The 348-nt window shown below is 64.4% G+C and carries 1 protein-coding gene; it reads left to right on the forward strand.

What is annotated here, in order from left to right:
- On the forward strand, window positions 1-348 hold a 348-nt coding region (ccsA, locus tag ACW9JE_RS30935; RefSeq protein ID WP_457434936.1), incomplete at both ends, for a cytochrome c biogenesis protein CcsA.

Below are 348 nucleotides of genomic sequence, written 5' to 3' on the forward strand. Positions count from 1 at the left end.
TGCTGGCGGTCATGGGCATGATCAGCACCGGTTTCCTGCTGTTCCTGATCCTCACTTCCAACCCGTTCGCACGCATCCTGCCGCAGATTCCTGGCGACGGACGCGACCTCAACCCGCTGCTGCAAGACATCGGCCTGATCGTGCATCCACCGATGCTGTACATGGGTTACGTCGGTTTTTCCGTGGCTTTCGCCTTCGCCATTGCCGCGCTGCTGGGCGGTCGCCTGGATGCGGCGTGGGCACGTTGGTCGCGGCCATGGACCATCGTCGCCTGGGCCTTTCTCGGCATCGGCATCACCCTCGGCTCCTGGTGGGCCTACTACGAGCTCGGCTGGGGCGGCTGGTGGT

Source organism: Pseudomonas sp. SDO55104_S430 (assembly GCF_054070595.1).